A 6,545-nucleotide genomic window follows, 5' to 3' on the forward strand; every position below is an offset into this window, starting at 1 on the left:
CCGCCGAGCAGCGCGCCTCGCAGGCCTGCCCCTGGGAATCGCCGGACGAGCCGCCGGGTCGCTGGGACGTCGAGCTCTGGGCAGGGGCGAGGGCGTACTGACCGAGGAGCTGGCCGACCAGGCGGCCGAACAGGTCTTCGCCGTGCTCGGAGAGCTCAAGGGCGGGGCGATGAAGGTGGGTCAGGCTCTCAGCGTGTTCGAGGCCGGGATGCCCGACAAGTACGCGGGCCCGTTCCGCGAGGCGCTCACCAAGCTCCAGGCCGAGGCTCCGCCGCTGCCCCCCGCCGAGGTCGAGCAGGTCCTCGACACCCAACTCGGCCTGCGGTGGCGGGAGCGGTTCGCCGAGTTCAACACCTCCGCGGCCGCCGCGGCCTCGATCGGGCAGGTGCACCGCGCGGTCTGGTCGGACGGTCGGGAGGTGGCGGTGAAGATCCAGTACCCCGGGGCCGACGAGGCGTTGCGCTCGGACCTCCGTCAGCTCCGACGTCTCTCCCCGCTCCTGCGGCCCCTCAACCCCGGCACCGACGTCAAAGGGGTCATCGACGAGTTGTACGACAGCGCCGTGGCCGAACTGGACTACCGGGGGGAGGCCGACACGCAGCGGGTGTTCGCCGCCGCGTTCCGCGACGACCCGCTGATCCGCGTCCCCGCCGTGCTCGCCTCCGCCCCGAAGGTCCTGGTCACCGAGTGGGCCGAGGGTCGCACGCTCGGCCGGATCGCCGCGAGCGGGACCCAGGAGGAGCGCGACCGGGCCGGTGGACTGCTGGCGGAGTTCCAGTTCTGTTCCCCCGCCCGCGCGAGGATGATGCACGGCGACCCGCACCCCGGCAACTTCCTCCTCGCGGACGACGGTCGGATGGTGGTGCTGGACTTCGGGGCGTCACTCCCGCTACCGGACGGCATGCCCGCGGTTCTCACCTCGATGATGCGGCTCGCGCTGGCCGGGGAGTCCGAGGAGCTGCTCGCCCTCATGACGCGCTCCGGGTACGTGGGCCGGGGCGGGTTGGACCCCGCGGACGCGATGGCCTTCCTCGGGCCCTTCATCGAGCCGATGCGCAAGCCCGAGTTCCACTTCGACCGCAAGTGGATGCAGGGGATCATGGCGGTGTACGGGGACGTCTCCGGCCGTGAGTTCCGGACCTCGCGGTCCTTCACGCTTCCCCGCGAATACGTCCTCATCCACCGGGTGCTCTCGGCCTCGGTGGGCATGCTGTGCCAGCTCGAGGCGACCGCCCCGTACCGGCAGATCGTCCATCGCTGGATGCCGGAGATCTTCCCCGACGAGGAGTGAGCCACTCCGGACCGGCCGGGATCAGCCCTCCCTGACCAGGCGGAGGACATCGTCCCCGTACTCGCCGAGCTTGTGCGCCCCGATCCCGCCGATGCGCCCGAGCGCCCGGGTGTCCGCGGGACGCTCGCGGGCGATCTGCACGAGAGTGTCGTTGGTGAACACCGTGTACGCGGGTTTGCCGATGCGTTCCGACGTCTCCCTGCGCCAGTCGCGCAGCCGCTCGAACAACCCGGTGTCGACCTCCACCGAGCAGTCGGGGCACGATCCCAGCGCCCGGTGCATCGGCCCGGTGAGCCGCTCCCCGCATCCGCGACAACGCCCCTTGTCCGGGGAGTCGGACGTCTGGCGGCTTCCCCCGGGCGCCGGTGCCGGGCGGACCGGGTCGAGGAAACGGCTGGGACGGCGAGTGGCGCGGCCCCCGGCCCGTCGGCTGCGGCTCCACGAGACGGACAGGTGCTCCCGTGCCCGGGTGACCCCCACGTACAGCAGTCGCCGCTCCTCCTCGATGGCGTCCGGCCCGGCCTTGATCGCGTGACTGATGGGCAGGCTGCCCTCGTGCACCCCGAGGAGGAACACCGCATCCCATTCGAGCCCCTTGGCGGCGTGGAACGACGCCAGGGTCACCCCGCGCTGGTCAGGGGCGTGCCTCGCGGCGGCGCGGGCTCTCAGACCGGCGACCACCGGGAGTAGTCCGGGGCGGTCCTCGGTGGTGGCGATCTCCTCCACGAGGCCCATCAGCGCGGTCAGCGACTCCCACTTCTCCCGGGCCTGGGCGCCCGACGGCTCGGCGGCCGTGAGACCCAACGGTTCCAGTGACGCCCGGATCACCCGCGCGACGTCGGTGGGGTCGGTGAGCGCGGAGTGCTCCTCCGTGACCGCCTCGTCGGTGCCGTCGACCAGTCTGTCGATCGCCGACATCGCGCGCCTGATCACCGTCCGGTCGAAGAAGCCCTCCCCACCCTTGAGCCGATAACCGATCCCCACCTCGTCCAGCGCGGCCTCGATGCGCTCCGACTGCGCGTTGACGCGGTAGAGGACCGCGACCTCCGAGGGGTCGAGCCCACCGTGGACCAGATCGGCGATCGCCCCGGCGACCGCCTCCGCCTCCGCGTCCTCGTCCGGATACTCGGTGAGGACGGGGTCGGGCCCCGCCGGACGCATTCCCCGGAGGGTGAGACCGGCTGATCGGAACCGCCCCGCGCCGGCCCCGATCACCGCGTTGGCCAGGTCGACCACCTGCGGGGTGGACCGGTAGTCCGACTCCAGGCGGACGACGGTCGCCTCCGGGTAGCGCTCGGCGAATCCGAGCAGATAGTCCGGATCGGCCCCGGCGAAGGAGTAGATGGTCTGGTTGACGTCGCCCACCACGGTGAGGTCGTCGCGCCGACCGAGCCAGGCCGACAGCAGGCGCTGCTGGGCGGGGGTGACGTCCTGGAACTCGTCCACCACGAAGCACCGGTAGCGGTCCCGGAACTCCTCCGCGATCGCCGGGACCTCCTCCACCAGTTCCGCCATGTGTCCCAGCAGATCGTCGAAGTCGAGCATGCGGACCGGGCCCGACACCTTGAGATCCTCGTACGCCCGGAACGCCCGCGCCACCTCCGGGGCGGGGGCCGGGAGGTCACGACTGAGTGCGACCGCCCGCTCGGCGTACGTGTCGGGGGTGAGCAGACTGGACTTGGCCCAGCCGATCTCGGTGAGGACGTCCCGGATCGTCTCCGTCGAGGGATCCAGCCCCACCCGGCGGACCGCCTGCGCGACCGCCCGGAACTGTCCGTCGAGCAGCTGCCAGGGTTCCTCGCCGTAGACCCGCGGCCAGAAGTAGGAGAGGTTGCGCAGGGCCGCCGAGTGGAAGGTCCGCGCCTGGACCGGCCCCGTCCCCGCGTCCGCCACGCCCAGCCCGGCGAGCCGCATGCGCAGTTCCCCTGCCGCGCGGGCGGTGAACGTGACGGCCAGGACCTGGTCCCCACGGACGTGTCCGGTGGTCACCAGGTGGGCGATGCGCCGGGTGATGGTGCGCGTCTTGCCGGTCCCCGCGCCCGCGAGGATGCAGACGGGTCCGCGGGGCGCCAGGACTGCCCGCCGCTGCTGGGGGTCCAGTCCGTCGAGGGCCGAGTCCCGGTCACGCCGCACGTCATCCACGCCACCATGGTGGCATCCGGCCCCGACACATCGCCGTGGGCCTCCCCCGGGATGATTCCCCGGTCTCCGAGCGTTGGACCCCGTCATGAGCGATCTCACGAACGATGCCGAGGCCCTGACCCTCTACACCACCACGTGGTGCCCCTTCTGTACCCGGCTCAAGAAGCTGCTGGACGAGAAGGAGATCGGTTACACGGAGATCGACGTGGACGCCGACGCCGAGGCCGCGGCGTTCGTCGAGAGCGTCAACGGCGGCAACCGCGTCGTCCCGACGGCGCTGTACTCGGACGGCACCACCGCCACCAACCCCCCGGCCTCCCAGGTGAGGGCCAAGCTCGCCGAGCTCGCGGACGCCTAACGGTCCACCGCGGCGACCCACGACCGGAGCATCACGTGGGCGATCGATACCGGTGGGGCCACCATGAGGTCGCCCCGTCCGTCGAGCGCGGCGCGGACCTCGTCGACGTCGAACCAGGCGGCCTCACTGATCTCCTCGTCCTCGAGCACGATCGGCGCGTCCGGGTCCCCGACCGCGTGGAAACCCACCATCAGTGAGCGGGGGAACGGCCAGGGTTGGCTGCCGAGGTAGCGGACCCGGTCGACCTCCACGCCGACCTCCTCCTTCACCTCGCGCCGGACACAACCCTCCAGGGACTCCCCCGCCTCCACGAATCCGGCGACGTGGGAGTACATCCCGGCCGGCCAGACCGGTTGACGTGCCAGGAGCACCCGGCGCCCACCGTCGTGGACCAGGCAGATCACGGCCGGGTCCGTGCGTGGGTACTCGGGTCCTCCGTGGAACGGGTCCTCGATGGCCCAGCCCGCGTCCACGCGGCGCGGATGGTGCTGCGGTTCCCGGCCCCGCACGGTGTCCCGGTGCCAGCCGAGCAGGGCGAGGGCCTGCGAGGCCAGTGAGCCGTCGCCCTCGACCAGGTCCGCTCCGGTCACCCGGAGTGACGCCACCGCCGGGTCATCGGGCAGCTCCTCCACGGCCAGGGCCCAGATGTGGCGCCCCTCGTCCGTACGCCCGAGGAACACCGCGGTCTCCGGCAGCTCCTCGGCGTGGTCCGACGCGGGTTCCAACCGGATGCGTCGACGGCCCCCGGCCGCCGGGTCCGTGGCGAACCGGTTGCGGCGGTCGACCCGCAGCACCCGCGCGGTGGCCCATCCCCGCGACAGACCGTCGACGTCCTGCCTGAGCGGCGCGGCCCGGTCGGGCGCGGCGACGGACAGCACGGGGTCGGAGTCGAGGCTGAAGTCCAGCGGCATGGTCGGGGTTCCTTCTCGCAGATCTTGAGGGAGCGGTCAGCGTGCCAGCCCGGCGGACGCCGCGGCCACCCGGACCGCCCGCGTCGCCGGCCCTGGTCTCAGCCCGAGACCATCTTGATGTAGAGCAGGCGGTCCCCGGTCTCCAGGGCGTCCGCCTCGGGTTCGTTGACCTTGATCAGCTGACCCTTGCGGACCACTCCCAGGACGAGCTCGGCCAGATGGCGCGGCGAGCCGCCGACCTCGGACTCCTCCACGCGCCGTTCGGCGATGGAGAACCCCTCGTCGGGGGTCAGCAGGTCCTCCATCATCCCCACGACGGTCGGGGTGATGGTCGCCAGGCCGAGCAGGCGCCCGGCCGTCTCGGCGGAGACCACCACGGAGTCCGCGCCCGACTGCTTCAGCAGATGCTTGTTGTCCGACTCACGAACGGTGGCGACGATCTTGGCGTTGGGCGCCAGCTCGCGCGCGGTCAGCGTGACCAGCACCGCGGTGTCGTCGGAGTTGGTCGCCACCACCACGGCCGCGGCGCGGGTGACGCCCGCGAGCTTGAGGACGTCCGACCGGGTGGCCGAGCCCTGGACGGTGACCAGTCCGCGGGCGGCCGCGGACCTGAGTGCCTGGGGGTCGGTGTCGACCACGACGATGTCGTCGGGGGCGATCTCGTCGGCGAGCATCGCCGCGACGGCCGACCTTCCCTTGGTGCCGTAGCCGACGACGACGGTGTGGTTACGCACGAGGTTCCTCCAACGCTGGATCCTGAGGGCCTGACGGGACTGCTCGGTGAGCACCGACAGGGTGGTACCGACGAGCAGGATCAGGAAGAGCACGCGCAGCGGCGTGATCAGAATGGCGTTCAGCAGCCGCGCCTGCTGGGTGATCGGGGAGATGTCCCCGTAACCCGTGGTCGAGAGGGAGACGGTGGCGTAGTAGAAGGCGTCGACGACCGTGATCCGGCCGTCGGCCCCACCGCCGCCTTCATACCCCTCCTGATCGAGATACACCACGAGGGCCGCCAGGGCCAGCGTGAGCACGGCCATCAGGACGCGCTTGCCGATGAGCCGCCACGGGCTCTCGGCGTTCGCGGGGATGCTCACCACGCCCACGAGGATGTGGTCGGGGCTCTCGTCCAAGGGGTCGCTGCTGCGGACACGGGACGCGAGTGCGCGCTTCCTCACCATCGGCAGCTCCGTTCCGGGACGGGACCGCCGTCGATCATCGGGGTCACCGGGACCATCGTGGCCTATCGGTCACCGTCGGACAACAACCGGCCTCTCCCCGGTCCGGTGGAGAGGAGTCGGAGCAGCTCCTCCGCGTCGGGGAGATCGGCCGGTTCGACGGTCCTCCCGGCGCGGACGTAGTGGAAGGCGGCCCGGACCCTGTGGAGTTCGACCGGTCGTCCGAGCCTGGCGGAGAGGACTCTCGCCCACGCGTAGCGGTAGACCGCCAACTGGAGCGAGACCGCGGGCATCTCCCAGGGGCCAGGGACCCGCCCGGTCTTCCAGTCGACGACGATCCAGTCGTCCCCGTCCGCGAACACCGCGTCCATGCGGCCACGCAGCAGATGCTCCCCGAGTCCGACCTCGAACGGCACCTCCACCGCCTCGGGTGTCTGTCGGGCCCATCGCGACGATTCGAAGGCCTGCTGCAACGCCGTGAGGTCCGACTCCGACACACCGTCGACCGCGCCATGGTCCCCGGCGCCGGGGAGATCGTCGATGTCCAGCAGGTGGGTGGCCCCGAAGCGGTGTTCCAGCCACAGGTGGAACCGCGTTCCGCGACGGGCGAAGCGGTCGGGCCGGAACGGCACCGGTCGGCGGAGGCGATCGGTGAACGCGTCGGGATC

General features: G+C 71.7%; 6 protein-coding genes. 2 read left to right on the top strand and 4 right to left on the bottom strand.

All coding sequences use genetic code 11. From position 1 onward, the window contains the following. Positions 1 to 1,291, top strand: a 1,291-nt coding sequence (locus tag G6022_RS00175; RefSeq protein WP_182690854.1) for an AarF/ABC1/UbiB kinase family protein, incomplete at its 5' end; no start/stop codon positions are given. Between the two features lie 21 nt (positions 1,292 to 1,312). Here the strand turns inward: G6022_RS00175 and G6022_RS00180 are convergent. Then, on the bottom strand, positions 1,313 to 3,433 hold the full coding sequence (locus G6022_RS00180; protein WP_338404176.1) for an ATP-dependent DNA helicase UvrD2: 2,121 nt from the start codon (positions 3,431 to 3,433) through the stop codon (positions 1,313 to 1,315). Positions 3,434 to 3,518: 85 nt separating this feature from the next. Here G6022_RS00180 and G6022_RS00185 point away from each other — a divergent pair, with 85 nt between their 5' ends. After that, positions 3,519 to 3,791 carry a mycoredoxin gene (locus G6022_RS00185; RefSeq protein ID WP_179524804.1) on the top strand — a complete coding sequence of 91 codons (273 nt, stop codon included), beginning with the start codon at positions 3,519 to 3,521 and terminating at the stop codon, positions 3,789 to 3,791. Here the strand turns inward: G6022_RS00185 and nudC are convergent. From nudC to G6022_RS00200, 3 genes are all read right to left on the bottom strand, one after another. Then, entirely contained in the window at positions 3,788 to 4,702 is a 915-nt protein-coding gene (gene nudC / locus G6022_RS00190; RefSeq protein WP_182690856.1) for an NAD(+) diphosphatase, read from the bottom strand. The two genes, G6022_RS00185 and nudC, sit on opposite strands and share 4 nt — an antisense overlap. Positions 4,703 to 4,800: 98 nt before the next feature. Continuing rightward, entirely contained in the window at positions 4,801 to 5,880 is a 1,080-nt protein-coding gene (locus G6022_RS00195; protein ID WP_179524802.1) for a potassium channel family protein, read from the bottom strand. A 62-nt stretch (positions 5,881 to 5,942) separates the two neighbouring features. After that, positions 5,943 to 6,545, bottom strand: a 603-nt coding sequence (locus tag G6022_RS00200; RefSeq protein ID WP_182690858.1) for a PD-(D/E)XK nuclease family protein, incomplete at its 5' end; no start/stop codon positions are given.

Source organism: Dietzia sp. Cai40 (assembly GCF_014145165.1).
Taxonomy (GTDB): domain Bacteria; phylum Actinomycetota; class Actinomycetes; order Mycobacteriales; family Mycobacteriaceae; genus Dietzia; species Dietzia natronolimnaea.

What these genes read in the sequence shown, in the direction of transcription:
- G6022_RS00195 (WP_179524802.1), bottom strand. Translation starts at nt 5,880, where the DNA reads ATGGTGAGGAAGCGCGCACTCGCGTCCCGTGTCCGCAGCAGCGACCCC.
- nudC (WP_182690856.1), bottom strand. Translation starts at nt 4,702, where the DNA reads ATGCCGCTGGACTTCAGCCTCGACTCCGACCCCGTGCTGTCCGTCGCC.
- G6022_RS00185 (WP_179524804.1), top strand. Translation starts at nt 3,519, where the DNA reads ATGAGCGATCTCACGAACGATGCCGAGGCCCTGACCCTCTACACCACC.